Genomic DNA, 26,621 nt, shown 5'->3' with positions numbered 1-26,621 from the left:
GTGCACCCCCGCGTCGCGCAGCCGCTCCGCCGCCTCGCGGTGGGAAAGGTTCGCGCGGTCGGCCAGGTACATGAACTCGGCGATGGTCAGCGCGTAGAACTCCACCCGGTCGCCATAGCGCTCGCGCACGGCGGCGAAGAGGTCGGCGTAGTAGTGGAGCGGGAGCTTGGGGTTGAATCCCCCGTTGAAGCCCACCAGGTCGCCGCCGACGCCCAGGAGCTCGTCGATCTTGGCGAACACGTCGTCGCGGGTCAGGACGTAGCCGCCCGGCTGGTTGGGAAGCACGTAGAAGGCGCAGTAGTCGCACTGCGCCACGCACACGTTAGTGTAGTTGATGATCCGCATCACCATGTAGGTGGCGCGGCCGGGCTGGTGGTAGCGCCCGCGGACGAGCTGCGCCAGCCGCTTCAGCTCCTCGTCGTCCGCGTGGAGCCAGAGCACCGCCGCGTCCTCGGCGGTGATGCGGCCGCCCTCCTCCACCGTGCGGGCGATGGCGCGCAGGCGCGCGGAAACCTCTCCGTCCACCTCGATATCCGGCACGTGGAGCTCCCTGCTGACGATCGGAAATGCCTGTCGATTCGGCCGGTTAAGAATGGCGAGCGGGCCGGGGCGGGTCAACGGCAGGGGACAGGGGAGCGGGAGATAATCGCCGTCGGGGTGATGGCGATCAGCCGCGGAGCATGCGGCCGCCGTCGACGACGAGGATCTCGCCGGTGACGTAGTCGGCGCGCAGGAGATAGAGGACGGCGCGCACGATATCGTCCGGCGAGCCGATGCGTCGGAGCGGCGTGCTCCGCTCCAGCGCGGCGATCTCGTCCGCGCCCATGCTCTCGGGCGGGAGCACGGCGCCGGGCGCGATGCCGTTCACGCGCACCTCGGGCGCCAGCGACCGCGCGGCCACCTTCGTCAGGTGCACCAGCCCGGCCTTGGAGACGCCGTGCGCCGCGTACGCGCCCCACGCCTGCAGCCCGGCCAGGTCGCACAGGTTGACCACCGCGCCGCGGCGCTCGCGCAGCGCGGGGGCGAGATGGCGGATGAGGAAGAACGGGGCGCGCAGGTTCACCGCCAGCGTGTGCTCCCACAGCGCCTCGTCGGTCTCCTCCAGCCGCTCGGGCGGGAAGACGGAGGCGTTGTTCACGAGGACGTCGATTCCCCCGAACGCGCGCGGCGTCTCGTCCGCCAGCCGCCGCACCTCGTCCCCGTGCGACAGGTCGGCGCCGATCGCGGCCGCCTCTCCCCCGCCCCGCCGGATCTCGTCGACCAGCGCGTCCGCCTCGGCCGACGACGCGTTGTAGTGCACGACGACGCGCATCCCCTCGCCCGCCAGCGCGAGCGAGATGGCGCGGCCGAGGCGCACCGCCCCGCCGGTAACGAGAGCATTCTTGCCCGAGAAATCCATCAGTCCCATCCGAGGTGATCCTATATCTCTAACAGAGGACACAGAGGACGCAGAGGAAAAGATGGAAACGACGCTCTTTTCTCTTTCCTCTGTGTCCTCCGTGTCCTCTGTTAGAGATAATATCAGTCGTCCTGCTTGAAGATCTTCAGGTTCGTGGAGTGTCCGGGGCTGACACGTGCCTTCGGGTTGATGAAGTGCACCGCGTTGTTGACGGCGATCGCGGCCTCGCCGTACCCCGTCGCGATGAGCTCGAGCTTGCCCGGGTAGTGGACGACGTCGCCCGCGGCGTAGACGCCGGGGAGGTTGGTCTCCATCAGCTGGGTGACCTTGATGGTGTTGCGCTCCAGCTCCAGCCCCCAGTTGCCGATGGGGCCCAGGTCGGGCTTGAAGCCGAGGAGGGCGACCACCGCGTCCACCTCCATCTCCTCGTCTTCGTTGGTATCGTTGTTGTAGATGGTGGCCTTCGCCACGCACCCGCTCTCGCCGTGGATGGAGCGCACCTCGTACGGCGTCTTCACCGCCACCTCGCCGGCTTCGGCGGCGGCCCACATCTGCTCGACGCTGGCCTTGTGCGCGCGGAACTCGGGGCGGCGGTGGATGAGCGTCACCTCGCTGGCCACGCCCTTCAAGCCCAGCACCCAGTCCACCGCGCTGTCGCCGCCGCCGACGAGCAGCACGCGCTTGCCGCGGAAGTCCTCGGGCTGCCGCACGTGCGTGTGCACGCCGCTGCCGTCCTGCTCGTAGTGCTCGTCCCACCCCGGGCATTCCAGCACGCGCGGGTTCAGCGCGCCCTTGCCGGCGGTGATCACCACCGTCTTCGTCAGGTACTCGCCCTTCGGCGTCACCAGGCGGAGGTGGCCGTCCTCGCGCTCCAGCCGCTGCACCTCGGCGCCCAGCACCACCTCGGGGCCGAACTGGGTGCCCTGCTCGATCATGTTCTTCGCCAGGTCCTTCGCCAGAATCCGGGGTAGGCCGCCCACGTCGAAGATGTACTTCTCGGGATAGAGCGCCATCAGCTGCCCGCCCAGTTGCGGCAGCGCATCCACAATGCGGCACGAAACGCCGCGCAGCCCCGCGTAGAAGGCGGCGAAAAGCCCCGTGGGCCCGCCGCCGATGATCGTCACGTCGGTGATGCCGTCCTGCGTCTCGCTCACTCCAGGCCTCTTTCCGAATCAGTGCATGTGTTTTGGGAGCCGACAGATATACACCGGACGAGGGGTCCCGGCAAACCCCGGGACCCCTCAACGAAGTGCTGAGTGCCGAGTGCTGAGTGCGGCGTCAGCGCGCGGCGGGGGATGCGGGCGAGAGGACGATCGGGCCCCAGCCGCGCACCAGCGGGTCCTGCAGCGAAGGAAGCGGATCTATCCGCACCATCTCCCGCAGCGTGGGGACGGTGCGCGCGCGGGCGCGGTCCGCCGCCTGGCGCGCGGCGGCGGTGTCGCCACGCAGGGCGAGGAGGCGCGCGTAGTGGTACCACGGCGGGCCGCTGGCGCGGACGACGGGGTCGCGCAGCGTCCACGCGCGGTCGGCGAGGGCGGCGTCCACCCGGCCCAGGCCGTCCAGCGCCAGCGCGCGGCGGTTGCGGATCTCCACCCTCGACAGCGCCCCCCAGCGGGGGATGCGCTCCGCCGCCTGGATCAGCGCCAGCGCCTCGCCGTACCGCCCCTGCTCGATCCGCAGCGACGCCAGGTCCAGGTACGCGGGAACGGAGCGGGGATACACCTCCATCAGGTGGCGCAGCACCGGCTCGGCCTGCGCGAAGCGGCCCAGGTCGCGCAGCGTGGCCACGTAGTCCAGGTCGATGCTGACGTCGTTGAAGCCGGTCTTGCGCAGCGCCGGCTCGAACCAGCGCAGCGCCTCCTCGCGGCGGCCGCGGTTGGCCAGGATCACCGCCGCCTTCCACTCGGCCCACCAGTGGTCGGGATGCTCCTCGACCATCGCCTCGAAGACCGCGCGCGACGACGCCCACACCGGCGTGCGAGTCCACGTCCGCATCGCCCCCAGCAGCGCCAGCATGGCGAACGCGCCCGCCGCCGCCAGCCGCACCTGCCGCCGCTGCGTCGCCACGGCGGCCACCAGCGGGCAGAAGATGAAGGCGAGGCCGGCAGAGGGGAGATAGAGATTGCGCTCGGCCAGCATCGTCCCCGCCGGGAAGGGGATGCCGGAGACGGGGAAGATGGCGAGCGCCGTCCACAGCACCGCCGCGGCGATCCACCGCCCGCGCCGCCACGATGCGATCACCGCGGCCACGAGCGCGACCAGGATCGCCACTCCCAGCCACGCGCGAGGGGAATCCCATCCCACGACGCGCAGCAGGTCCGGCCCCCACTCCGACGAGAGATTCGCCGGCCACAGCAGCAACCGCAGGTACTCGGGGACGAGCGACATCGCCGTGGCCAGGCGGTCGGCGGTGGAGATGCCGACGAAGTACGCCGCGGGCGGCAGCCCCAGCAGCCCCCCGTTCGCCTTCACGCGGAGGGCGAGGAAGATCCCCAGCGTCGCCGTCATTGCGGCGAGAAGGGGGAGGTTGCGGACGAAGATGCGCCACGGCGTCTCGCGCTCGGCGCGCGCGCGGAGGGCGTCGAGCACCAGCAGCAGCGCGGGGAGCGTGACCGCGATCTCCTTGCACCCCAGCCCCAGCAGGTACAGCGCGCAGACGGCGGCGATTCGGCCGGGAGAGCGTGGCGAGCCGCGCACGTAGACGTGGCAGGCGAGGAGGACGAAGAGCGTCGCCAGCACCTCCGCCCGGCCCACGAGGTTGGCGACCGCCTCCACGTGCACCGGGTGCACGGCGAACACCGCGCCCGCCAGCGCGGCCGGGATCGCGCCGCCGCCCAGCCGCAGCACCACCGCCGCCACCAGCACGGCGGCCAGCGCGTGCAGAAGCACGTTCACCGCGTGCATCGCCGCCGTGGAGCCGCCGAACAGGGTCCAGTCGATCGCGAACGAGAAGAGCGTCACCGGGCGATACAGATCTCCCGACTTCTGCCAGTACGGGCCGAGCAGCAGGTCGTGCAGCCGCCCGAAGCCGTGCACGACGGGGTTGCGCCAGACGATGCTCTCGTCGTCGAGCGCGTATCCGTTGCGCAGCGCGTTGGCGTACACGAGCATCGCCAGCAGCGCCACGCCGGCGAGGATCAGCGCGCGCCGCCGCCGCTCGTCTCCGGAGAGAACGTCGCGATCCACGTCCGGCGGGGAGATGGCGTCCGTCATGGCGCCGCGCCGGGGCCGGGCTGCGGGAGCGCGCGCCAGCCGCGCATCAGCGGCGCGGTGAGCGGCGGGAGCGGATCGAGCGTCATCGCCGGCCGCAGCCCGGGCGGGACGCGGAGACGCGCGCTGTCCAGCGCGGCGCGCGCGCCGGCCGTATCCCCCCGCTCGGCGAGGAGACGCGCGAAGTGATACCACGTGTGCGGATACGCGCGGAAGGCGGGGTCGGCCAGCGTCACCCGCCGCTCCCCGAGCGCGAGGTCGACGCGGCCCATCCCGTCGTGCGCCAGCGCGCGGCGGTCGATCACCTCCACGTTCGAGCGGCCCGGCTCCAGCGCGCGCGCGGCTGCGTCGAGCACCGGCAGCGCATCGCCATACCGCCCCTGCTGGATCAGCAGCGAGGCCAGCAGCACGCCGGGCGTGGACGAGCGCGGGAAGTTCCGCATCGCCCCGCGCAGCACCGGCTCCGCGTCGCCGTAGCCGCCCAGGCTCATCAGCAGCGTGGCGTACTCCACCTCCAGCTTCAGGTTGCCGGGGCCGATCTTTCCGCGTGCGCGTGCGTACCACGGCACCGCCTCGCCGCCGCGGCCGGCCATGGTCAGCAGCTGCCCCGCGCGCCAGTCGATCCACCACGACTCCGGGTGCTCGGCGGCCAGCGTGTCGTACACCGCCCGCGTCGAGCTCCACGACGGCGTCCGCAGCCACGTCCGCATCCCCCCGACGACGACGATCACCGCCGCGGCGATGGGCGCCCACCTGCCGATCCGCTCCTCGCGCTCCGGAGGCGACCAGAGCGGCGGCACCAGGAAGGCCAGGGCGATGGAGGGGAGATAGAGGGTCCGCTCCGCCAGCAGCGTCCCGATGGGGAACGGGATCTGGGAGATGGGGAAGACGGAGAGCGCGAACCAGAGCACGCCCGCCGCGATCCATCGATCCCCCCGCCACGACCGCACCGCGGCGATCGCGATCCCCACCCCCAGCGCGAGGCCGAGCCAGACGAGCGGGTGCGACCATCCCACCGGGCGGACCAGGTCCGGCCCCCACTCCGCCGCAAGGTCGCGCGGCCAGAAGAGGAGGCGCAGGTACTCGGGCCAGAGCCGCACCGCCGTCGCCAGCCGGTCCGCCGTGGAGATGCCGCGCAGGTACGGCGCGGGCTCGGCGCCCAGCGCGCTCCCCGTCGCCACCGCGCGGAGCGCCAGGTAGCCCGCGAAGGCGATCGCGCACGCGCCGAGGACCGCCAGGTTGTCGCGGAGAAGGCGAAGCGCGGGAATGCGCTCGTCGCGCGTCCGCACTGCATCCACCACCAGCAGCAGCGCGGGGAGGGCGAGCGCGCTCTCCTTCGCGCAGAGGGCGAGGAAGTAGAGCAGCCCCGCGAGCGCCGCCGTCCCCACCTTCGGCCGCGGGCGCGCGAGGTAGGCCACGCACGCGGCGAGGGAGAGGAGCGCGGCCAGGAGCTCGGAGCGGCCGACGAGGTTCGCCACCGCCTCCACGTGCACCGGGTGCACGGCGAAGATGGCGCCGGCCACCAGCGCGGCCGCGGGCGACGCGCGCAGGCGCAGGAGGAGGAGCGCGACCAGCGCGGCCACCCCGGCGTGCAGCAGGACGTTGACGGCATGCATCCACGTCGCCGAGCCGCCCAGCGCCCAGTCGACGGCGAAGGTGAGCAGCGTCAGCGGGCGGTAGAGGACGTGGCTCCCGGGCCAGTAAGGGCCCAGCAGCAGCACCCCCGGGTCTCCGAAGCCGCGCACCGCCGGGTTGTGCTGCACCACGAACTCGTCGTCGAGCGCGAAGCCGTTGCCGAGCGCGTTGGCGTAGACGAGCGCCGCCAGCAGCGCGCTCGCCAGCACCGCCGCGCGCGGCGTCACGCGCGAGGCGCGAGGCGGATCGAGGTCGGGCGGCATGGACAGGGGGCGGAACCGGGGCCGGAGACGGGTGGAGACCGGGGATGCGGCGCTCACGGTAGCGCCCCACCGGAGCGGCGGCAACCCGCCCGGCGACCGAATGCAAGTTGCGAGAGATCATGCAGGATGGATTGCGAAATCCGGGATTCCCGAGAGGGGTGGATTCGCTCAAATGTGCCTGGGACAAAAACTTATGCATTCTGCTACGAACTGGAACGTCCGTTGCCCCTGGGGGGGCCGAGCCGCCGAAGACCGGCGGACGGTTCTCACCCAACGCCCCACTCGGAGGCACCCCATGCGCAACCTTCGGAACTCGAAGGGCTTCACCCTGATCGAGCTGATGATCGTGGTCGTCATCATCGGCATCCTGGCGGCCCTCGCCATCCCGCGCTTCACGCAGGCCTCGGCCCGCGCGAAGGAGAAGGAGGCGGACGGCATCCTCAAGCAGATCTACACGCTCGAGAACGCCTACTACGCCAACAACGGCACCTGGGCCACGACCGATGCGAACCTGCAGACGGTGGGCTGGGACACCAACACGACGCTCGGCCTGAAGAACTACGCGGCCCCGTCGATCTCGGGCCCGCCGATCACCATGACCAAGACCGGCAGCGGCTACTGCGACCGTACCATCACCGCGACCGGCCAGATCAACAGCTCGAACTGCTAACCGCGTTCAGCTGGTCGGCTCCGGCGGGGGAGTCGGGATTTCCCGGCTCCCCCGCTCGCTTTGTATACGGCTCCACGGCCACGCACCTCCAGGCGAGCGGGATTCACGCGAGTGGCTCCCCGGCCAGCAGGGGCCGGAGCAGCAGCACCCCCGGGTCGCCGAAACCGCGCGCCGCGGGGGTGTGCCGCACCACGAACTCGCCGTCGAGCGCGAGGCCGCCGGCTGGCGCGTCGAGATGGACCGGCGCCGCCCGCACCGCGCATCCCGACACCTCCGCGCGCAGCATCACGCGCGGGCGAGACGGAGCTCGGGGTCGCACGGCATGGGCAGCATTGCACGGAGGCCGGGCGCCCGTGGAGACGGAGGAATTCGGCGCTCGCGGGAGCGGCGGAAACGCGTTCGCGGGCCGGTTGCAAGTTGCGAGAGATCATGCAGGATGGATTGCGAAATTCGCCATTCCCAAACGGGAACGCATCAGCTAAATCAATGAAAATCAATAATTTACGTGCCTCACTGCGATCTGGAACGGCCGTTGCCCCCCAGGGGGACGAGCCGCCGCGGACCGGCGGACGGTTTTCACTCCACGCCACTCGGAGGCACCCCATGCGCAACCTTCGGAACTCGAAGGGCTTCACCCTGATCGAGCTGATGATCGTAGTCGTCATCATCGGCATCCTGGCGGCCCTCGCCATCCCGCGCTTCACGCAGGCCTCGGCCCGTGCGAAGGAGAAGGAGGCGGACGGCATCCTCAAGCAGATCTACACGCTCGAGAACGCCTACTACGCCAACAACGGCACGTGGGCCACGACCGACGCGGACCTGCAGACGGTGGGCTGGGACACCAACACGACGCTGGGCCTGAAGAACTACGCGGCCCCGTCGATCTCGGGCCCGCCGATCACCATGACCAAGACCGGCAGCGGCTACTGCGACCGCACCATCACCGCGACCGGCCAGATCAACAGCTCGAACTGCTGATCCGGGTTCAGCTGATCGGCTCCGGCGGGGGAGTCGGGACCTCCCGGCTCCCCCGCTCGCTTTGAACGGCCCGACGGCCGCGAACCCTCCATCTCCCACCTCTCCCGAACCATGGGCCCTCGGACGAACGGACGCAGATTCGCCGACGAGCAAGGATTCACGCTGGTCGAGCTCATGATCGTGGTGGTGATCATCGGCGTGCTGACCGCGCTGGCGCTGCCGCGCTACAACGTGACCGCGCACCAGTCGAAGGAGAAGGAGGCGGACATCATCCTGAAGCAGGTGTACAGCCTGCAGCAGGCGTACTACGCCAACAACGGCACGTACGCCAACACCGACTCCGACCTGCGGGTGGTGGGGTTCGCGCCGCCCACCGGGGTGAAGTACTATACCTGGAGCGGCAACGTGGGGCTGCCGCTGTGCCTGGCGCCCACGGGGCCCTGGAACGGCCGCGAGGTCGACGTCGACGGCAACATCACCAACTGCTAGCAGCACCGCGGGACTCTTTCGCCGGGAAGTGACAGTGCACGCCACCACCGCTCGCGGGGCGGTCCGGGAGCCGCCGGCTCCTGCAGACCGCCTTTCGCATTCCAGGGAGACCCAGGAATCGCCGCCGCCCGCGCCCGGCCGCCGCACCCGGCAGCTGGTGATGCTGGCGCTGGCGCTGGGCGTGCTCCTGCGCCTGGGCCAGTACGCGGTGAGCCGCGCGCTCTGGCTCGACGAGGCGCTGCTGGCAACGAACTTCCTGCGCCGCGGCTTTCTCGGCCTGGCGCAGCCGCTCGATCGGGGTCCGACGGCGCCGCTCGGCTTCCTCTGGCTGGAGAAGGCGGCCTCGCTGGCGATCGGCAGCTCCGAGTACGCGCTCCGCCTGGTCCCCCTGCTCGCGGGGCTGGCGACGCTGCTCCTCCTCCCGCGCGTCGCCCGCCGCTACGTGAGCCGGCCGGCGCTGCCGCTGGCGGTCGCGCTGGTGGCGCTGGCGCCGTTCCTGGTGTACTACTCGTCGGAGGTGAAGCCGTACGCCTTCGACGCGCTGGCCTCGGTCGCGCTCCTCGGCCTGGCCGCCTCCGCCGCGCGCCGGCGGGGAGACGGGCGGACGATGGCGACGTTCGCGCTCGCCGGCGCGGCCCTCGTCTGGCTCTCCCAGCCCGCCGTGTTCGTTCTCGCGGGCGCGGGGCTCTGCCTGGGCCTCCGCGCGCTGCGTCTCCGCGACCGGCGCTGGATCGCCATGCTCGCGGCGACGGCGGCGGTCTGGATCGTGAGCTTCGCGGGGGCGTACCTGGTCTCGCGCCGGCAGCTGATCGACCCGGAATACATGCGCGCGTTCTGGCGCTCCGGCTTCCTCCCCCTGCGTCCGCGGACGGTCATGGACTGGACGTGGATTCCCCGCATGGCGACGCGCGTGTTCCGCGAGCCGCTGGGGATCCTGGGGCGCGATCCCACGCCGCTGAGCGTGGTCGCGGCGGCCGCGGCGGCGCTCGCGTTCGCGCTGGGATGCGCGTGGATGTGGCGGCATGGCAGGCGCTTTCGCCTCGCCCTCCTCGTCTCGCCCATGCTGCTGGCGATCGTGGCGAGCGCGGCGGAGGTGTACCCGTTCGGCAGCACCGCGCAGGCGGGCGGGCGCGTGCTGATCTTCCTCATCCCCTCGCTGGCGTTTATCGTGGCGGAGGGCGTGGCCGCGCTTCCGCGGATGCTGCCGCGCGCGGCGGGACGGATCGCCTTCGCGCTCGCGGCGCTGCTGGTGCTCCTTCCCGCGGCCTCGTATGCGGCCTTCTCCGTCCCCCAGCTGCGGGGGGAGATCAAGCCGCTGCTGGAGTACGCGAACCAGCAGCGGCGGCCGGGGGACGTGATGTACGTGTACTACAACGGCCTCCCCAGCTTCGAGTACTACGCGGGGCGGTACGGGTGGGACGCGGCACACACCGTCCGCGGCGTCTGCGCGCGGCTCCGGCCCCAGGCGTACGTGGAGGACCTGGCGCGGCTGCGCGGCCTCCCGCGCGTGTGGGTGCTGATGGTGGACGGCACGCCGGTGGGCGAGTTCGACGAGAAGCCGCTGATCGTGGGCTTCCTGGAGCACGTCGGCCGCCGGCTCGACGACCAGGTGGCCGTCGGCGCCTCGCTCTACCTGTACGACCTGCGCCCGGGGCCGTCGGACCCGGGGCCCTTCTCGATCGCGGTGCCGCCGCTTCCGCGCGACCCCGCCATGGACTGCCGCGGCGCCTGGGCGCCGCTCCCGAACGCGCGATGACGACGACCCAAGCCGCGGCCACCGGAACGGAGTTCACCTACTCGGGCGAGGAGCTCGACGCGCTGGCCGAGGCGCGCAACTACTACGGGTGGATCTCGGGGCGGTTCGCGCCGCACCTGGGACGCCGCATCGTGGAGGTGGGCGCGGGGATCGGCACCTTCACCGAGCACCTGCTGGCGCGCGCGCCCGAGGCGGAGATCCTGGCCATCGAGCCCGCGGACAACAACTTTCCGCACCTCGCCCGCCGCTTCGCAGCCGACGCGCGGGTGACTGCGCGGCACGGGTATCTCGACGATTCGCTGGAGCCGGATTCGGCGGACTCCGTCGTCGCGGTGAACGTGATGGAGCACGTGCAGGACGACGTCGCCTTCCTCCGCGCGGCACGGCGCGCGCTGGCGCCGGGGGGGCACGTGCTGCTGTTCGTCCCCGCGCTCCCCGCGCTGTTTGGCTCGCTGGACCGCGCGTTCGACCACTTCCGCCGCTACACGAAGCCGGTGCTGCGGGGGAGGCTGGAGGAGGCGGGGCTCGAGCCGGTGGACGTGCGGTACATGAACCTGCCGGGTGTCGCGGCCTGGTGGCTGGCGGGGAAGGTGCTCCGCCGGACGACGGTGAAGGCGAGCGACGCGCGAACCTACGACCGCTGGGTGGTGCCGTGGGTGCGCGCGGTGGAAAGCCGGATCAGCCCGCCGCTGGGGCAGAGCCTGCTGGCGGTGGCGCGGAAGCCTGGACGCTGAATGGAGGACTTCATGAGCGGTCTCGTGCTGTCGGTGGTGGTGCCGGTCTACAACGAGGAGAAGCTGGTGCGCGCCTCGGTCGAGCGGCTGCGCGCCGTGCCGCTGCGCCTGGAGGTGATCTGCGTGAACGACGCCTCCACCGACGGCAGCCTGGCGGTGCTCGAGGCGCTGCACGCCGAGGGGCTGGTGGACGTGCTGCTGAAGCACCCGCGCAACCAGGGGAAGGGCGCCGCGGTGCGGAAGGGGATCGAGCACGCCACCGGCGACGTGGTGGTGATCCACGACGCCGACCTGGAGTACGATCCCTTCGACCTGCCGCGGCTGCTGGAGCCCATCGCCGACGGGCGGGCCGACGCGGTGTTCGGCAGCCGCTTCACCGGCAGTCCGCGGCGCGTGCTGTACTTCTGGCACCGCGTGGGAAACGGGTTCCTGACCCTGCTCAGCAACATGCTGACGGACCTGAACCTGACCGACATGGAGACCTGCTACAAGATGGTCCGCGCGGACCTGCTGAAGCGGCTCCCCCTGCGCACCGACCGGTTCGGCATCGAGCCGGAGCTGACGGCGCGGCTGGCGCAGTCGCGAGCGCGGGTGTACGAGGTGCCGATCAGCTACGCCGGCCGGACGTACGGCGAGGGGAAGAAGATCGGCTGGCGCGACGGGATCGCGGCGTTCTGGCACATCGTCCGCGCCAACTGGCTGGCCCCGCGCGGCGTCCCCCGCGCCGACGAGCTCCGCGCCGACGACGCCGATACGCGCCCCATCCCCGCCACCGCGCAGTCCATCGGCTCCTGAACCGGGCGACGGAGACGACGAAGCAGCGGACGATCTCGCATCGTCCGCCGCTGTTGTTTTGGAGCACGACGAAGTTCTCGCGCGTCCTGCCTGGACCCTCACCCCCCGGCCCCCTCTCCCGACAGCAGGAGAGGGGGAGACCTGACCGCGAGGTGGGCTTTCACAGCGTCGCGGTTGAGATTCGCAAAGACGATGATCTCTTCGCGAGCTGTTGAAAGTTGCCCCGCAATGCTGTCGAGGACCCGAGCCGCAATCTCCCCCGCGTCACCCCCTCTCCCTGCTGTCGGGAGAGGGAACCGGGGGGTGAGGGTCCCCGCAGCCCGCGCCGAAGCCGGTGTGCGACGCGTCCCCCCCCTCCAGACCGCTGTAATCGACGTAGAAGTCCGGGTTCTCGTGCAGCCGCAGGCGCAGCAGCCGCGCGGGCGCCAGGCGCGGCGCCACGCGGTCCCAGACCAGCAGGAGGATGTTCTCGCTGGTGGGGATCAGCCCGCCCGGCGCAAACCCGGGGACGGCGTGGTTCAGGTGCTGGTGGTCGAGGGGGACGACCACCTCCTCGTGCAGCACGCGGTCCAGCACACCGAGGTCCACCGAGAAGCCGGTGACGGGATCGACCTCACCGGCGACGGTGGCCTCGAGGAGGTAGTCGTGCCCGTGGCCGTGGGGATTGCTGCAGGGGCCGAACACCTCGCGGTTGCGCTCGTCGCTCCACTCGGGGCGGTGGTAGCGGTGCGCGGCGCTGAAGCGGACCCTGCGGGTGAGCTGCATCACGGGCATGGGGCACCTGGCGGGAAAGGCGGACCGGCGGCCGGATCATAACCCCGTCCTCCGCGCCGGGACAGGGGACATCACCCCCCGGACGGCGGCGCGGTGATGTCCCTACCGGTACGCTCCTTGCGATCTCCCTGCTTCCGTCATTCGCCCCCGCTCCGGCTGGTTTCCCCGGCGATCCCTGTTCCCCATGCCCGTGTCAGCTCAGGCTGTCGACACTCCCGTGCGTTCCGATCCGCGCGATGCGCGCGCCCCGCACCTGAGCACCTACCTGCCGCCGCGGCTGGACCCGGCGACGGCGCCGGTCGTGCTCGTGGCGGAGGACCACGAGGACAGCCGCGACGCGCTGTGCACGCTGCTCGACGCGCTGGGGTACCGCGTGCTGGCGGCCACCAATGGCGTGGAAGCCATCGACGTGGCGCGGGCGCAGCACCCCGACCTGATCCTGATGGACATGATGATGCCGGGCGTGGACGGCTTCCAGGCCACCCGCACCCTGCGCGCCGACGAGGCGTTCCGCCAGGTGCCGATCATCGCCATCACCGCCATGGAGGGCGCGCGCCACGCGGTGCTCGAGGCCGGGTGCAACGACCTGGTCGTCAAGCCGCTCGACATCCGCGCCTTCATGGAGCGCCTGAAGGCCTGGCTGGCCGCCGGCAAGCCGAGCTGAGGCGTGACGGGCCCGGTTGCACGCCGCGCCCGATAGAGATATCATCGACCTTCCTCAGGCCACTCCCCGCTTTCACCCATCCTTCTCAAACATGCCGACGATCAGCCGTTTTTACGGGATCGTGGTATACATGAATTTCGGCGACCACAATCCCCCTCACTTCCACATACGATATCAGGACCAGGAGGCCCTCATCGAGATCCAAAGCGGCATGGTGGAAGGAACGATGGCACGAAGAGCGCTGCAATTGGTATTTGAATGGGCGGACCTGCACCAGCAGGAACTTCTCGAGAACTGGGAGCGAGCACGGAACAGGCGGCCGCTCGTCCCCATTCCCCCGCTTCCGTGAGGAGTGCGCAGTGTTTCTTCACGTTGAAAAGGTCACGTACCTCGGCGAATACCGCCTGCTGCTGGAGTTCGACGACGGCTCGGTGAAAGAGGTCGATCTCTCCGGCGAGCTTTACGGTGAGGTGTTCGAGCCGCTGCGAGATCACTCGTTCTTCGCGCAGGTGACCGTGAACCCCGAGACGCGGACGATCGAGTGGCCCAACGGCGCCGACCTGGCACCCGAGTACCTGTACGAAATCGGAACCGCCGTTCAGCAGGTCGCGTGAGTCGGCCTTCCGAGACGATGAAGCCCCCGCCCGAGAGATCCGGGCGGGGGCTTCGGCATTCTGCGGCGGATGCGGCTTACTGCTCGAAGACGTGCGTCCCCGCGGGCGGGGTGAAGGTGAAGAGCGCGTCGGAGACGGGCTGGTTCACCTTCAGGTTGCGCAGCTCCAGCCGGCGCACGGAGTCGTTCTCCTCGGTCATCTCGAAGCGCCGCACCAGGTTGTCGGACTTGTCCACCCAGATCCGGATCACCTTGTACGGCGACTCGCGCTTGGGTACCAGCGTCAGCGCCCAGGCGGGGCGGCCGTCCACCACCTCCTCGCCGTTCAGCGTGGCCACGAAGCGGTCGGTGGCGTTGCTCAGGAACTGCCGCTGAAAGTCGGCCTGCTCGCCGCCCTCGGCGATGCTGGTGCGGATGACCTGCGTGCGGTCGCTGCTGGGATAGTAGATCCAGAAGTACCGCCCGTCGGCCACCATCACGTCGCCCGCCGGGTCGGTGAAGCGCATCAGGAAGCGGTCGGGCTTGCGCTGGTACAGCTTGCCCGTGCTGCGGCGGTCGGTCCCCAGCAGCGGCACGCGCAGGTTCTGCACGAAGTCCGCTTCCAGCGTGCGGATCCCCGACGCGGTCTGCTCGACGCGCGCGAGGATGGCGTTCGCGTCCTGGCGTCCCGCGGGCGCGGCGTTCGCGCCGCCCGCCGGCGTCGCGGCGGGGGGGATGGACGGCGTCGCGTCCCTCGGCTCCGCGGCGGGCGCGGGGGCCGAGGTCTGCGGCGCGGCGGTGACGGCGGTGTCACCCCCGGAGGCCACCGCGGCGGGACGGGTGCGGCTGGTGTTGACCTGCACGCCGTCGGTCGAGCCGTCGGACTGCGCCTCGCGCCCGCCGCCGCACGCGGCCAGCGCCAGCGGCGCCAGCACGAGCGCGGCGCGGGGGAAGAATCTATCGATCATTGGCGTTGATTCCGTTCCGAATCGGGTGAATCAGGCGTCTCCGTCCTGTCCACCCGTGCAACCGCCGTTCCTCACAGCCCGGGATCGATCTCTTCGTCGTCCAGGTGGAGGTCGGCGTCGGGGTCGTGGCCGGGGATGCGGGTGCCCTGCTGCTCCACGACGATCCCCGCCAGCTCGGTGATCAGCTCGGGGCTCAGGCGCGGATAGAAGCTGCGCGCGCGATCCTCGATCTCCTGCTGCGGGGCGCCCGGCGGCACGGCGGCGCGCACCGCCAGCACGCGCGCGTCGCGGATGGCGCGGGCGGTGGCCTCTTCGCGGCGCTTGCGCGCGGCGGACATCTCCATGACCAGCTCTTCGTGCGTCACGGGCTCTCCGTATCCGGGTTGGGGCGCATCTTATGGAATATCCATCCGATGCGACGAAAGATAACGCCCCCGGGAAGCCCCCGCGCCCGCGGCCCGTTCCGGCGAGGCGTTCCGTCACCAATCGCTAATGTTTACGGGGGATCCGGCGCGTGCGCCCTCTCCCTGACGCTTCGCGTCTGTCCCTCCCCCAAAACAGACTGGGGGAGGGACTGGCTCGCTTCGCTCGTACGCGCGGACGCACGATCATCGCGGCCGTGAGCGACTTTCATGTGCCAGGCGAAGAAGCTCGATCAGTACTGGCCGAGAAAGCGGCGGGCGACGCGAATGAAGCGGCGGTCCTGCTCCTCTTCGGGGAGCGCTTCGGCCTCGGCCAGGATGCGGCGGACGTGCTTGTGCAGCCGCTCCTCGCCCCAGCGGTAGCCGGTGGCCGCCTCGCCCGAGCCGGTGTCGGCGTCGCGGGCGGCCTCCAGCAGCACGCGCGCGGCGGCCGCATCATACCGCGGATCGTCGCGCTCCGGGAGCGGATAGCGCCCGGGCACCACCACGTCTCCCGCATCTTCCTTCACGAACGCGCGCGACATCTCCATCCCCTATTCTTCGATTACCTCGCGGGTGCCGGCTGGACGACGCTCCACGGGGCGCTCAGCTCGGTGCGGCCCCACTTGATGCGGAGCACGCCGTGCAATTCTGCATAGCCGGTGCCCGGCCGCGGCGATTCGGGGACAAGGTAGATGGTGAGCGACTCCTCGGCCTCGGCCAGCGTGCGTGCCTGCAGCGTGACGCGGCCCATGTCCTCGCGCTCGTCGCGGTCGGTGCCCCACTGGCCGGTGCCGCGGTTGACGATCATCTGCCACGCGCCGGCGGCGGTGTGGAGGATGAACAGCGAGTAGTCGCCGCGGGGGACGCGCACGCCGCCGAGGTCGAGGTCGAGATCGCTGTGCAGCGTCGTCGCCATGTTCGCGCCGAAGCGCCACACGGTGTCGGTGGGGATGAGGCCGCCCTCGATGCGCCGCCCGCGCGCGTGCGGCTGCCCGTAGCTGATGGCGATGCGGCTGGGTCCGGTGAGCGCGGCGTCTTCCTCGTACCACCGCCCGCCGATCTGCCGCGAGTTGAGGTGCACCTCCACGGTGGCGTAGCTGCTGGCGGCGATGCGGAGCGGCGGCTCCTGCGGCTGCGTCTGCTGCTGTGCGGCCGCCGGCGCGGCGAGGGCGAGCGCGAGCGCGGCGGAGAAGGCGATGCGTCTCATCATCTGGCGATCGAGGGTTGAGGGAGATGTGGGGAGGAACGCGGAATCAGCTGCGGTTCTGACCCAAGCCGTCCAGCGCGCGGCCCAGGCGCCCCAGCCCGGCCGCGAAGGTCTCCGGCGCGACACCCAGGCCAATGCGGACGTGCTCCGGCATGCCGAAGAACGCGCCGGGCACGACGGCGGTATCGTGCTCAGTCTCTAAGACGCGGCAGAGGCGGCGCGCGTTGGATGCGCGGAGACGCGGGAACGATACGGTGCCGGCACGGTGCGGCATCCATTCGAGGTCGCCGCGCGTGCGGTAGAAGGCGTTCAGCGCATCGCGATTGGCGTCCAGCACGCGGCGCGATCGGGTCGCCAGCGCGTCGATCCCCGCGAAGGCGGCCACGGAGAGCTGCTCGGCCACGTGCACGCCGATGTTGTTCATCACCTCGATCAGCCGCCAGATCCGGCAGGCCAGCGCCGGCTCCGCCATCACCCACCCGCAGCGCAGGCCGTTCAGCCCGTACACCTTGGTCAGGCTGCTGGTGGCGACGAAGGCGGGGCCGAGGTGGAAGCAGGTGCGCGGCCGCGGCTCGAAAAGCGCGTCGAGATACACCTCGTCCACCATTACCTTCGCGCCGACGCGATCGGCGGTCTCCCCCACGCGGCGCAGCGTGTCGTCGTCCGTCAGCGCGCTGGTGGGATTGTGCAGGTTGGTGATGACGATCAGCCGCGTGCGGGGCGTGATCCGCCGCGCGACCTCGTCCGGATCGATGCGGAAGCCGTCCTCCGCGTGGCGCTCGAATCGCGCCACCGCCGCGCCCAGGTTGCGGGCGATGGCGAGGAGCGGCTCGTAGGTGGGATGCTCGATCAGCACCTCGTCGCCCGGCGCGAGGATGGCCGCCATCGCCAGCCAGTTGGCCATCGAGCACCCCAGCGCCTGCACGATGCACCCGGGCTCGACGTCGTAGCGCGCGGCGATGGCGTTCTGCAGCGCGCCGCAGCCGTACGCGCCGGTGCCGCCCAGCGCCGGCCGCTCGGGAGCGGCGGGGAGGTTGTCGAGGGTGAGGTGCGGCATTCCGCTGGACGTCAGGTCGTACGTCCGCGGGCGGTGGAGCTTGGCCCAGCGCAGGTAGCGAGAGCCGACCGGGCGCGGCGCGCTCACGTCCGCACCGGGCGGCGCCAGAGGAGGTAGACGGGGATCCCGGCCAGCATGAGGGCGATCCCCTTCGCGCTGTCGGCGGGATACTTCCAGACCGTGCTGATCACGATCAGCGCGGACGCGGCGATGAAGAGCGCGGTGGTCACCGGGTGGCCGGGGATGCGCGCGCCTTCCCCGTCGCCTGCGGCGCGTTTGCGGAAGACGAAGATGGTGCCCCCCGTCAGGCCGAAGAAGATCCAGTCCACCGAGGTCACGTAGTTCAGGATCTGCTCGTAGCTGCCGGTGAGGGCGATGAGGAGCGAGAGCGCGCCCTGCAGCACGATGGCAACGACCGGCGCGCGCGTGCGGGGATCGACCCAGGCGACGCGGCGGAAGAACACGCCGTCCGCCGCCATGGCGAAGTAGACGCGCGGCGCGGTGAGCATCCCCTGGCTCAGGAAGCCGAGCGTGGAGATGGCGATGCCCACCGCGATCAGCGCCGCGCCGCGCGGGCCGAACGCGCTCCGCATCACCGCCGACGCAGGCGTCGGCGTCGCCGCCAGCCCCGCGGCACCGAGGGCGAGCACGCAGGCGACGTTGACGGCGACGTAGAGCGCGATCACGCCGAGGACGCCGACCAGCAGCCCGCGGGCGAGGTCGCGCCGCGGGTCGCGCATCTCTCCGGCCACGAAGCTGGCGGTCTGCCATCCGCCGTACGCGAACATCACCGGCGTCATCGCCGCGCCGAACGACGCGAGCGAATCCCCCTGCCCCGCCGTAACCGCGGTCGTGTCCGCCGGCCGCCCGGTGAAGAAGAGCCCGGCCGCCACCAGCGCCGCGATTGCCAGGATCTTGAGCACCATCAGCGCGCTCTGCACGGTGCTCCCCGCGCGCACGCCCAGGCAGTTCACCGCCACGAGAAGCGCGAGCCCCAAGGCGGCCACCGCGGACTCGCCCAGCGGCACGTGCGTGATCTCGCGGAAGTAGCGCGCGAAGGTGACGGCGACCGCTGCCATCCCCCCGGTCTGGATCACCAGCAGCAGCGCCCAGCCGTAGACGAACGCCACTGCCGGGTGATAGGCGTCGCGGAGGTACGCGTACTGCCCGCCCACCTCCGGCCGGCGCGCCGCCAGCTCCGCGTACACGAACGCGCCTGCCAGCGCGATCAGCCCGCCCGCCACCCACGCGCCCACGATCAGCAGCGGCGTGTGCACGCGCTCGGCCACCACGTGCGGGTTGACGAAGATCCCCGACCCGATGATGCCACCCATCACGATCATCGTCGCGTCGAACACGCCCAGGCGGCGCGCGAGCCGCGGCGCGTCCGGAGCGGCGGCAGCATCCGTCGCCGGAATGGCCTGTCTGGTTCCGTGTGGTGCCATTCGTATCGGTTGCCGAGAGGATGGAACCTGGGAGAATCAGTGCGTCAATGCGTACGAACGACGGGCGGCCGACCGGGCCGCCCGTGTGCGTTTCGAGCGCGCGCGCTCAACGCCTGCGTGGCGGATGCTCATACCGGATCCAGAACCCCATGCGGCGGAACTCCTCGCTCAGCCCCACGGGCTGGATGTCGCGAACGACAACCCGCTCACCGGGGCGCAGCGCTCCGGTCACCGGCGGCTCCTCTGCCTGGACCGTCCACGGCCGCGCGCGCACGTTCACCGGCACGCGGGCGCGGAGGAGGTCGCCTTCGTGGATGGCGTCGGCCGGGTCGGCAGAGTTCCCGCCGCTCCGCCGGGTGAGGTTGTCGAAGTTCCTCGCCGTCCACCTGCCACCTTCCACGGCGCCATAGTAGACGTACCCCGCGGCGGGCGACGGCGGCGGCTCGGCCCGGAAGCCGGAACTGGCGCCGGCGGCCAGCGGCAGCATCCCCGCGGCCAGCGCGAGCCGCGCGCGGCGGTGAGTGACGAGGTCGACGATGCTCATGGCGCGGCGAGGAAAAGGTGGGAGCGCCCAAAGCGCGGCACCGGCTTCGGGGGAGACCCGGCACCAATGGTTCCAAGCTCACGCGCGCGCCGCCCACGCGCCAGAGTTTCGTTCCGCCGGGAGGCGTGGCGGCGGTGACGGTCAAACTCGCGCCCTGCTGCGCAGCTCCGGCGCGAGCAGCGCCGGCTTGCACCAACGGCGGAGGGCGGCCAGGAACGCCTCCTCGTCGGCGGGCGGGTAGACGACGTACTCGCGGCGGGCGTAGACGACGAAGTACCCCCGCGCCGTGAGCGAGCGCGTGGCCCCGAGCGGCGGCATGGAGAGCAATCCCACCACCACGTCGCCGCGGTCCGCGCGGCGCACGTGGTTAACGTCCTTCCAGCGGATGAGCTTCGGCCGGCCCCTCCGCCGCCCGAAGTGGATCCCGCGCGCGTCCAGCCTGATCCAGCGCACCGTCATCAGCGCGGCGGCGATCACCTCCGCCACGAACACGATCACGCCCGCCACCGCCGTCGCCTGCGTGCCGTCGCCGATGGACTTCCAGACGAGCACGGGAAAGATCAAGAGCATGAGGAGGGCGACGGGGAGAGTGGCGAGCGCCACCATCGCGTCGCCCACGCTGCGCGGGAGCCGGCGCGGGCGGATGACGGCCTCGTTCTCCATCGGCCGCACGTCCCGCTCCTCCGCGAAGCCGCCGGCTGGCGTGGAGACCGGACGATCCGCGGCTTCCGCGCGTGGCGCGTCTCCCGGACGGCGCGGCTTCGTCACCGCAGCCCTCCGTCGATGCGGTCGAGCGCGTGGGGCGCCCAGCGGCGCACCGCGTCCAGGAACGCGGCCTCGTCCGCCGGCGGGAAGTAGCTGACGCCATGGGGGTGATGAATCGCGAAGTGCCCGAGCGAGCTCATCGAGCGCGTGGCCTCCGCGGGCGGGACGGGCGGCCACAGCCAGCCGCGGACGACGATCTCGGCGCGGCCCGCGCGGCGGACGCGGGCTACGTCCTGCCAGGGGACGAAGCGCGGGAATCCCATCCGCCGTCCGAAGTGGATGCCGCGCGCGTCCAGCTTCAGCCAGTGCACCCCCGTGAAGGCGGCGGCGAGCGCCTCGGCGACGAACACCGCCAGCGCGGCGATCAGTCCCGCTTCGCTCCCACGCCCCACCGCCGCGTAGACGAGCGCCGGCAGCACCAGCAGCTCGAGGGCGATCACCACGCCCGTGCCGAGCGACACCAGCGCGTCGCCCACGTCGTCCGCCCGCAGGCGCGGGAGGATGACGACGGCGCCGTCTCCCCCACCCTGCGTCGCAAGCTGGCGATTGCCGGCGGGCGGCGGCCATGCGGCGCCGGCGGGCCGCTCGGCGTGCTTCGCGTCTCGCGGCTCCGTCACACTGCTTCGGGGTCGGCGGGGAGGGCGGCCCAGGTGACCAGGAAGATCAGCACGCCGAACGCGAAGATCGACGGGTCTCCGCCCAGGAAGATGTAGACGGCGCCGTACAGCGCCGCGCCCTCGGCCATCGCCGTGCCGATCAGGCTGTACGTGGTGCGCGCGGCGGGCTCGGTGCGCGCACGGACGCGGCGGAAGTACATCATCCCCCCGATCGCCAGCAGGCACAGCAGATAGCCGGGCCACCGCAGCGTCGCGAGATGCTCCGGATCAGGCGGCTCCGCGCGGTGCGTGCTCTGCCAGTACGCCACCCCGCCAAAGAGCAGGATGCCGGTGAGCATCACGTGGCGCAGCAGCTTCAGCACCTCGGGCTTCATCGGGGCGGGAGCGAACGGCTGAGGGGCCATGGGAAAGGGGGGGGTGGAGATCGGAAGGACTCGGCCGCGCCCGCGGTTCGGCGGAGCGCGGCCGGCAGGTAAAATGGCTGATGGCGAATCAGGCGCGCCTTCGCAGATAGCGCTTATGCAGCCGCTTCACCGCGGATCTCACGCAGGATCGCCGACCGCTCGTCTTCCGAGGGGATGTGGCGCGCCAGCACACGCTCGGTCGTATCGAGGATGCGTTCCGAGTACAAACGCGCGAGGTCCTGCCGCAGCCCCTGACCGATGTAGAACTTCATCAGGGCCTCCGGAGACATGTCTCGGGTCTCGGCTACATCCTTGAGCTTAGCTAGTGCATCGTTCGGAATCGACAGCGACACGGACTCCGCCGGGCGCGGATGCACGCGCAGGACGGTGATGTCATCAGGATTGCTCATACAGCCTTCTCTCAGCACGCGTTGCGAGTCTTGCGGAGATGATCCTCGTTGCTGCCACCCTCTCTACGAATACCACGAGCAGCAAGCGGTGTGCGAAGGAGTACCCGATTACAGCCTCGCGTTGCTCACCCTCCACCGATGCATCGATCGCCAGGGCAAACGGATCGAGGAACGCTTCGGCAGCTTCCTCGAATGTAACGCCGTGTTTGCCGACGTTGGACTCGGCTTTCTGCTCGTCCCAGGAAAAGTCGTCGCCCTGAAGATGATAGAAGACCGTCATGTCCGCGCCTCAATCGTCCGGCGCGATCATGTCGAGGCCGATGATGTCGACGAGGATCTCGCGGGGCTTGGAGCCGTCGGGCGGGCCCAGCACGCCGGCCAGGTGCAGCTGGTCGATGATGCGCGCCGCGCGGCCGTAGCCGATGCGCAGCCGCCGCTGCAGCAGCGAGGTGCTGCCGCCCTGGTGCTGGATGCACAGCATCGCCGCCTCGCGGAAGAGCTTGTCGCGGTCGGCGGGGTCGTCGCTGGCAGCCAGCTCGTCGGGGTCGCCCTCGTGCGCGCGCACCACCTCCAGGATGTCCTCCTCGGCCGCCGGCGCGTATCCCTGCTCCGCCGCGGCCGCCTCGCGCAGCTCCCGCTGCTCGCGGTACCAGCGCATCAGCTGCTCGGTCTCGTCCGTCGACAGGTAGGCGCCCTGCACCCGGATCGGCTCGTTCGAGGCCGGCGGCAGCAGGAGCATGTCGCCGTTGCCGAGGAGCGCGTCGGCGCCGTTCTGGTCGAGGATGGTGCGCGAGTCGACCTTGCTCGAGACGCGGAAGGCGATGCGGCTGGGGAAGTTGGCCTTGATCAGCCCGGTGATCACGTTCACCGACGGACGCTGCGTGGCCAGGATCAGGTGGATGCCGATGGCCCGCGCCTTCTGCGCCAGCAGCGCCAGCGGCTTCTCCACCTCGCCCTGCACGGTCATCATCAGGTCCGCCAGCTCGTCGATGATCACCACGATGTACGGCAGCCGCCCGCCGCGGTACACCCAGCGGTCCGGATCTCCCTCCTCGCCCTCGGGATCGGGCGAGCGCATCAGCTGCCCGCCGTCGATGCGGGAGTTGAAGTCGCCCAGGTTGCGGACGCCGTTGGCGGAGAGAAGCTGGTAGCGCCGCTCCATCTCGATCACCGCCCACTTGAGGACGGCGGCGGCGTCGTTGTTGTCGGTGACGACGGGGTGACGGAGATGGGGGAGGTCGTTGTACATGCTGAGCTCCACCATCTTCGGGTCCACCATCAGGAACCGCAGGCTCTGCGGCGTGTGGCGGTAGACCAGCGAGGTGATGATGGTGTTGACGCACACCGACTTCCCCGAGCCGGTGGCGCCCGCGATCAGCAGGTGCGGCATCCGCGCCAGGTCGACGACGAGGGGCCGCCCGCCGATGTCCTTCCCCAGCGCCAGCGGGAGCGCGGCCTTGCTGCTGCGGAACTGCTGGCTCTCGATGACCTCGCGGAAGTGCACCATCTCCGGCGCGGGGTTCGGCACCTCCACGCCCACGGCGCCCTTTCCCGGTATGGGCGCGACGATGCGGACCGACGGCGCGCGCAGCGCCAGCGCCAGGTCCGCCTCGAGGTTGGCGATCCGCGCCACCTTCACCCCGGGCGCGGGCTCCACCTCGAACTGCGTGACCACGGGCCCGGTGGTCATCCCCACCACCTGCCCCTCGATCTTGAAGGTGGCCAGCTTCTCGACCAGCACGTGGCCGAGCTTGTCCAGTTCGGCGCGGTTCCTGGCCTCGTCGCGCGGCGGGGCGGCGGTCAGCAGCGTGGTCGCGGGGAGGTCCGTGCTCGTCGGATCTCCCGCCTCCGCAAGAAGATCGTCGTGCGCGGCCGAGGGCGAGCGGACGCGCTTCGGCTTCGCCGCGGGCGAGGGAAGCGTCGCGTCCGGATCGACCGCCGGGAGGCGCGCGGGGGCGGCGGCGCCGACGGGCTCCTCGTCGTCCAGCGGCACGTCCATCCACTCGCCGTCGTCGCCCAGCCCGAAGTCGTCGTCCTCGTCGTCGTCCAGGTCCTCCTCTTCCGCGGCGCCGCGGCGGAGGGGAAGCTTGAGCGGGGGAACGGGGAGGGCGGCGGCGGCGCGGCGGGTGTGCCCCCACGCGAAGCGCCCGCCCCGGAGCGCGCTGCGGAGCGGGTTCCAGCCGACCGTGGCGACGCAGAGGGCGGCGAAGAGGGTGACGAGGACGATCGTGGAGCCGACGGTGCCCAGCGTCCCGGCCATCCCGCCGCCGAGCGCCGCTCCGATGGCGCCGGTGACGGGCGATTTGGGGTCCGCGCCCGCCAGCACGGCCACGGCCGCGGGGGCCAGGATCGCCAGCCCGCCGAGGAGGATGGTCCAGCGGAGCGCGGGCTGGGGATGGAGCTTGCCGAAGGCGACGAGCCCCCAGGCGCCGCAGAGGATGGGGATGGCGGCGGCGCCCATCCCCAGGCCGCCGACCAGCGCGCCGCGCAGCCAGCCGCCCACGGGGCCGACCACGTTGCCCGGGGCGGTGGGGCGGAACCAGTCGAGCGGTAACAGGCTGAGCGCCACGAGCAGCGCCAGCGCGAGGAGACCGAGCCCCCAGAGCTCGCGTCGCTGCCGGTCGTCGAGTGTGAACAGCATCGGGCCGGGAATGCGCCGTTGAGGCTGGTTGACGCGTTCGGGAAGGGTGACGCTCGGGCGGTGCGTACGCGCCGCCGGGCGCCGGGGTTTCTGCGTGGGGGCAGTCGGGGTCGTCCGCGAAAGATATAGGCTGGACGAAGATATGCCAAATGTCGCGGCGATGCGTTCGGTGCGGGGGGCCCTCTCCCTGGCTGACCGGCGCGACTACGTCGCATCCGGACAGCCTGTCCCTCCCCCAAAACCGACTGGGGGAGGGACCTGGGCGCGCTGCGCGCGCGGCTACTTCGATCGCGAGGAAATCCAGGAATCACTACGCTGAGCACGCGCAGCCGCCGACCGTGTTGCAAGGTGGCGGTCGCGTTGGTGTCCGCCGGCACGTCCTGCTCCCAGTCAGGCTCGAGGAAATCCACTACGGGAGGGAGATGAAGTGGGATCGGGGGGGATTGTACTGAGTCCGAGGTGATGTGCCGGTGCGTCCGGCCGGATCGCGTGATGACGCGGTTATGGATCCTTCGGCCTGCAGGCTCCTGCGCAGACGCTGATTACAGTCTGGCCGGCCTCAGGATGACGTCCTATCGGGCACTGGGCACTGGGCACTGGGCACTGGGCACTTCGATCAGTGCGCCCAGCGCCTCCGGTCGACCTTGCAGAACATTTCGACGTCGTCCAGCGCGTCGTCGGCCCAGCCGCTGACGTCGGGGTCGGCCCACAGGGTCATCAGCGCGGGCATCACCCGCTCCACGTGCAGGCGGCCGTGGATGCGCGCCAGGTGCCCCAGCGCGGTGGCGGCGTTGCGGCGCACCCACACGTCGGGGTGGCGCGCGAAGTCCAGGCAGCGGCGCTCCACGTACGCCCAGTCGTCCCAGTACAGCGCCAGGCGCAGCAGGGCCAGGCCGATCTCGCGCCCGCCCGCGGCGAACAGGGCCTCGGCCTCGTCGCGGTCGATGGTGTCCAGGTCTTCGTAGATCCCGGCGGTCTCGTCCTCGTCCGGATCCGTCATCGTCCCATTCCCAGCATCTCCAGTAGCGCGGGCGCCACGAGGGTGATGTCGCGCACGCGCCCGGCGAAATCCCCGCTCCCCGCCCCCAGCGCCAGCACGGGCACGGGGTTGGTGGTGTGCCCGCCCGACACGTCCTCCACGTTGCCGTGGTCGCTGCCGACCACGAGCAGCGCGTCGTCCGGCAGCGCCCCGGCGATGCCGCCGAGGAAGGCGTCCACCCTCTCCAGCGCGGCCACGGCGCCGGGCATGGCGCCGCGGTGGCCGGCATAGTCGGTGTCGTAGTGCGCGAACAGCGTCACCTCCACCCCCGCGGCGATGCGCGCCAATCGCCGCCCGGCCTCCGCCGCGGTCACCTCCGCCAGCTCGTCGCCCAGGTGCTCGCGCCACCGCTCGTTGGTGATGGACGAGGCGATCGCGTCTCCCCGCGCCAGCTCCGGCAGGTCGCGCGTGAGCACTCCGGCGGCGCGGGCGGCCAGCGGCGGCGCGGCCGGACGCCGGAAGATGCGCGGGTCCGCGTCGATCGAGGCGATCGGATACGCGTTCGCGAACGCCGCCGCCGCGCCCGCATTCACCGCGCGGACGAGCAGGTTCTCCGCCGCGAGCAACTCCCTCAGGCCCGTCGGCACCCACGGGCCGAAGTGGCGCCCGTACTCCGCGGCGGCGTTGCGGCCGGTGAGCAGCGCCGTCTGCCCCGTCCCGCTCTGCGGCACGCCGGCCACGCCGAGCGTCGCGTCCGCCGCGACCAGCACCGCGTCGCCACCCACGATCCGCCCCTCCGCATCCAGGTCGTCCGCCACCGGCAGCCGCCCGCCCAGCAGCCGCCGCAGGTTCGGGAGCTTGGCCCGCGCGAACGGGTTGCGCTCCGGGTCCGCCGGGCCGATGCCGACGCCGTCCAGGAACACGAGCAGCGCGCGCGAGGGACGGCTGGGCGGCACGATAGACCGGGAAACGGGCGGCGGCGACGCGGACCGCGGGATTCTAGCAAGGGCGTGACGATGGCGACAGGACGCGGACGGGTTCGAGCGCGTGCGTCTCTGGATTCGGCAGGCTGAAACGTGCCGCTGGAACTTCGAAAAATCCCCCTTCGCGGACTGCGCGGGGGCGCATCTCCGCGCGGGCGTGAAGGGATCGATCGCCCGCAAACACAATCGCCGCATCCCGATCCCGGGACGCGGCGACGCATCGAATCTCCAGACCCTC

At 71.3% G+C, this 26,621-nt stretch carries 31 protein-coding genes; 9 read left to right on the top strand and 22 right to left on the bottom strand.

Annotation, left to right across the window (positions count from 1 at the left end):
- From VF092_24775 to VF092_24755, 5 genes are all read right to left on the bottom strand, one after another.
- On the bottom strand, positions 1-540 hold a 540-nt coding region (locus tag VF092_24775; protein ID HEX6750527.1), incomplete at its 3' end, for a radical SAM protein.
- 127 nt (positions 541-667) lie between these two features.
- Entirely contained in the window at positions 668-1,399 is a 732-nt protein-coding gene (locus VF092_24770) for an SDR family oxidoreductase (GenBank protein HEX6750526.1), read from the bottom strand.
- Positions 1,400-1,521: 122 nt separating this feature from the next.
- Positions 1,522-2,553, bottom strand: coding sequence for an NAD(P)/FAD-dependent oxidoreductase (locus VF092_24765; protein ID HEX6750525.1), 1,032 nt, complete (start codon positions 2,551-2,553; stop codon positions 1,522-1,524).
- Positions 2,554-2,677: 124 nt separating this feature from the next.
- The gene (locus tag VF092_24760) at positions 2,678-4,612 is read right to left on the bottom strand and encodes a tetratricopeptide repeat protein (protein HEX6750524.1); all 1,935 of its coding nucleotides are present in this window, start codon (positions 4,610-4,612) and stop codon (positions 2,678-2,680) included.
- Positions 4,609-6,507: a hypothetical protein gene (locus tag VF092_24755; GenBank protein ID HEX6750523.1), complete on the bottom strand. Its 1,899-nt coding sequence runs from the start codon at positions 6,505-6,507 to the stop codon at positions 4,609-4,611. Before VF092_24755 ends, VF092_24760 begins: the two co-directional genes overlap by 4 nt.
- A 295-nt stretch (positions 6,508-6,802) precedes the next feature.
- Between VF092_24755 and VF092_24750 the strand changes: the two genes are divergently transcribed.
- Positions 6,803-7,177: a prepilin-type N-terminal cleavage/methylation domain-containing protein gene (locus VF092_24750; GenBank protein HEX6750522.1), complete on the top strand. Its 375-nt coding sequence runs from the start codon at positions 6,803-6,805 to the stop codon at positions 7,175-7,177.
- A gap of 103 nt (positions 7,178-7,280) precedes the next feature.
- On the opposite strand, the gene VF092_24745 is transcribed toward VF092_24750, so the two are convergent.
- Positions 7,281-7,496, bottom strand: a complete 216-nt coding sequence (locus VF092_24745; protein HEX6750521.1) for a hypothetical protein — start codon at positions 7,494-7,496, stop codon at positions 7,281-7,283.
- Between the two features lie 284 nt (positions 7,497-7,780).
- On the opposite strand from VF092_24745, the gene VF092_24740 reads away from it, so the two are divergent.
- The 5 genes from VF092_24740 to VF092_24720 all read left to right on the top strand — a co-directional run bounded on the left by VF092_24740 (position 7,781) and on the right by VF092_24720 (position 11,929).
- Positions 7,781-8,155: a prepilin-type N-terminal cleavage/methylation domain-containing protein gene (locus VF092_24740; protein ID HEX6750520.1), complete on the top strand. Its 375-nt coding sequence runs from the start codon at positions 7,781-7,783 to the stop codon at positions 8,153-8,155.
- A gap of 111 nt (positions 8,156-8,266) precedes the next feature.
- Positions 8,267-8,644: a prepilin-type N-terminal cleavage/methylation domain-containing protein gene (locus VF092_24735; protein ID HEX6750519.1), complete on the top strand. Its 378-nt coding sequence runs from the start codon at positions 8,267-8,269 to the stop codon at positions 8,642-8,644.
- 160 nt (positions 8,645-8,804) lie between these two features.
- Positions 8,805-10,400, top strand: a complete 1,596-nt coding sequence (locus VF092_24730; GenBank protein HEX6750518.1) for a glycosyltransferase family 39 protein — start codon at positions 8,805-8,807, stop codon at positions 10,398-10,400.
- Positions 10,397-11,134: a class I SAM-dependent methyltransferase gene (locus VF092_24725; GenBank protein ID HEX6750517.1), complete on the top strand. Its 738-nt coding sequence runs from the start codon at positions 10,397-10,399 to the stop codon at positions 11,132-11,134. The genes VF092_24730 and VF092_24725 overlap by 4 nt, the downstream gene beginning before the upstream one ends.
- A gap of 12 nt (positions 11,135-11,146) precedes the next feature.
- Positions 11,147-11,929, top strand: a complete 783-nt coding sequence (locus tag VF092_24720; GenBank protein ID HEX6750516.1) for a glycosyltransferase family 2 protein — start codon at positions 11,147-11,149, stop codon at positions 11,927-11,929.
- 264 nt (positions 11,930-12,193) lie between these two features.
- Here VF092_24720 and VF092_24715 read toward each other — a convergent pair whose 3' ends face one another.
- Complete coding sequence (locus VF092_24715) at positions 12,194-12,703, bottom strand: 6-carboxytetrahydropterin synthase (GenBank protein ID HEX6750515.1); 510 nt, start codon at positions 12,701-12,703, stop codon at positions 12,194-12,196.
- Positions 12,704-12,920: 217 nt separating this feature from the next.
- On the opposite strand from VF092_24715, the gene VF092_24710 reads away from it, so the two are divergent.
- The 3 genes from VF092_24710 to VF092_24700 all read left to right on the top strand — a co-directional run bounded on the left by VF092_24710 (position 12,921) and on the right by VF092_24700 (position 13,981).
- Positions 12,921-13,367 carry a response regulator gene (locus VF092_24710; protein ID HEX6750514.1) on the top strand — a complete coding sequence of 149 codons (447 nt, stop codon included), beginning with the start codon at positions 12,921-12,923 and terminating at the stop codon, positions 13,365-13,367.
- Positions 13,368-13,458: 91 nt separating this feature from the next.
- A complete protein-coding gene (locus tag VF092_24705; protein HEX6750513.1) occupies positions 13,459-13,716 on the top strand; it encodes a DUF4160 domain-containing protein in 258 nt (85 codons plus the stop codon).
- 10 nt (positions 13,717-13,726) lie between these two features.
- Positions 13,727-13,981, top strand: coding sequence for a DUF2442 domain-containing protein (locus tag VF092_24700; protein HEX6750512.1), 255 nt, complete (start codon positions 13,727-13,729; stop codon positions 13,979-13,981).
- Between the two features lie 76 nt (positions 13,982-14,057).
- Here VF092_24700 and VF092_24695 read toward each other — a convergent pair whose 3' ends face one another.
- From VF092_24695 to VF092_24625, 15 genes are all read right to left on the bottom strand, one after another.
- Complete coding sequence (locus VF092_24695) at positions 14,058-14,927, bottom strand: outer membrane lipoprotein carrier protein LolA (GenBank protein HEX6750511.1); 870 nt, start codon at positions 14,925-14,927, stop codon at positions 14,058-14,060.
- A 71-nt stretch (positions 14,928-14,998) separates the two neighbouring features.
- Positions 14,999-15,292 (bottom strand): hypothetical protein, encoded by a 294-nt coding sequence (locus VF092_24690; GenBank protein HEX6750510.1) that lies wholly within the window; start codon positions 15,290-15,292, stop codon positions 14,999-15,001.
- 290 nt (positions 15,293-15,582) lie between these two features.
- Positions 15,583-15,873, bottom strand: coding sequence for a hypothetical protein (locus VF092_24685; protein ID HEX6750509.1), 291 nt, complete (start codon positions 15,871-15,873; stop codon positions 15,583-15,585).
- Positions 15,874-15,893: 20 nt separating this feature from the next.
- On the bottom strand, positions 15,894-16,538 hold the full coding sequence (locus tag VF092_24680; GenBank protein HEX6750508.1) for a DUF2911 domain-containing protein: 645 nt from the start codon (positions 16,536-16,538) through the stop codon (positions 15,894-15,896).
- Between the two features lie 46 nt (positions 16,539-16,584).
- Complete coding sequence (locus tag VF092_24675; protein ID HEX6750507.1) at positions 16,585-17,682, bottom strand: aminotransferase class I/II-fold pyridoxal phosphate-dependent enzyme; 1,098 nt, start codon at positions 17,680-17,682, stop codon at positions 16,585-16,587.
- Positions 17,679-19,040, bottom strand: a complete 1,362-nt coding sequence (locus tag VF092_24670; GenBank protein ID HEX6750506.1) for an amino acid permease — start codon at positions 19,038-19,040, stop codon at positions 17,679-17,681. The genes VF092_24675 and VF092_24670 overlap by 4 nt, the downstream gene beginning before the upstream one ends.
- Before the next feature lie 106 nt (positions 19,041-19,146).
- Entirely contained in the window at positions 19,147-19,584 is a 438-nt protein-coding gene (locus tag VF092_24665) for a hypothetical protein (GenBank protein HEX6750505.1), read from the bottom strand.
- Between the two features lie 141 nt (positions 19,585-19,725).
- Positions 19,726-20,352: a hypothetical protein gene (locus VF092_24660; protein ID HEX6750504.1), complete on the bottom strand. Its 627-nt coding sequence runs from the start codon at positions 20,350-20,352 to the stop codon at positions 19,726-19,728.
- Complete coding sequence (locus VF092_24655) at positions 20,349-20,966, bottom strand: hypothetical protein (GenBank protein ID HEX6750503.1); 618 nt, start codon at positions 20,964-20,966, stop codon at positions 20,349-20,351. Before VF092_24655 ends, VF092_24660 begins: the two co-directional genes overlap by 4 nt.
- Positions 20,963-21,370, bottom strand: a complete 408-nt coding sequence (locus VF092_24650; protein ID HEX6750502.1) for a hypothetical protein — start codon at positions 21,368-21,370, stop codon at positions 20,963-20,965. The genes VF092_24655 and VF092_24650 overlap by 4 nt, the downstream gene beginning before the upstream one ends.
- A 113-nt stretch (positions 21,371-21,483) precedes the next feature.
- Positions 21,484-21,780 (bottom strand): hypothetical protein, encoded by a 297-nt coding sequence (locus tag VF092_24645; GenBank protein ID HEX6750501.1) that lies wholly within the window; start codon positions 21,778-21,780, stop codon positions 21,484-21,486.
- Positions 21,767-22,060 carry a BrnT family toxin gene (locus VF092_24640; GenBank protein ID HEX6750500.1) on the bottom strand — a complete coding sequence of 98 codons (294 nt, stop codon included), beginning with the start codon at positions 22,058-22,060 and terminating at the stop codon, positions 21,767-21,769. Before VF092_24640 ends, VF092_24645 begins: the two co-directional genes overlap by 14 nt.
- 9 nt (positions 22,061-22,069) lie before the next feature.
- Positions 22,070-24,421 (bottom strand): DNA translocase FtsK, encoded by a 2,352-nt coding sequence (locus VF092_24635; GenBank protein HEX6750499.1) that lies wholly within the window; start codon positions 24,419-24,421, stop codon positions 22,070-22,072.
- Between the two features lie 616 nt (positions 24,422-25,037).
- Entirely contained in the window at positions 25,038-25,421 is a 384-nt protein-coding gene (locus VF092_24630; GenBank protein ID HEX6750498.1) for a hypothetical protein, read from the bottom strand.
- Complete coding sequence (locus tag VF092_24625; protein ID HEX6750497.1) at positions 25,418-26,356, bottom strand: alkaline phosphatase family protein; 939 nt, start codon at positions 26,354-26,356, stop codon at positions 25,418-25,420. The genes VF092_24630 and VF092_24625 overlap by 4 nt, the downstream gene beginning before the upstream one ends.
- Positions 26,357-26,621: the final 265 nt, after the last annotated feature.

This window comes from Longimicrobium sp., from assembly GCA_036377595.1.
In the GTDB taxonomy this organism is placed as follows: Bacteria; Gemmatimonadota; Gemmatimonadetes; order Longimicrobiales; family Longimicrobiaceae; genus Longimicrobium.
The sequence above is the reverse complement of the archived record's forward strand: the minus strand, read 5'-3'. Positions and strand labels throughout refer to the sequence as shown.